This is a genomic window from Pauljensenia sp. UMB6358 (assembly GCF_030216865.1).
Taxonomy (GTDB): domain Bacteria; phylum Actinomycetota; class Actinomycetes; order Actinomycetales; family Actinomycetaceae; genus Pauljensenia; species Pauljensenia turicensis_A.
The window spans coordinates 1-302 of the sequence record NZ_JASOMS010000111.1 but is presented as its reverse complement, the minus strand read 5'-3'; the positions used below and the strand labels follow the sequence as shown (position 1 = coordinate 302).

The following is a 302-nucleotide window of genomic DNA, read 5'->3' as shown; positions in this document are numbered from 1 at the left end:
TGTGGATAACTTCAAGGATCTGTTCGCGCACTTTTTTGGGAAAGCGGGTATCTGCGACCGCGAGCGCGCCGTATGAGATATCCGCATGCGCGCTTGCGATTTTGATGTCATCTGGCGAGACTGTCACGAGTACGTATCCGACGAGGTTTTCTCCGTTCTTTTCAAGTGCGGTTAAGTGGAATGCGAGGCGTTCCGCCGCAGACAGTTGTTCATTCATAGCTGGTTCCTTTCCTTGTTTTGATCGCGAACAAATTCCGTATTTATGCGTTTAAGTTCGTCGCAGCATTTCTTCACACACCACA

The 302-nt window shown here is 49.3% G+C and carries 1 protein-coding gene; it reads right to left on the bottom strand.

Annotated elements, in window-relative coordinates; translation table 11 throughout:
- A partial coding sequence (locus QP381_RS08820) for a hypothetical protein (RefSeq protein ID WP_285068601.1) occupies positions 1-217 on the bottom strand: 217 nt, incomplete at its 3' end.
- Positions 218-302 lie beyond the last annotated feature (85 nt).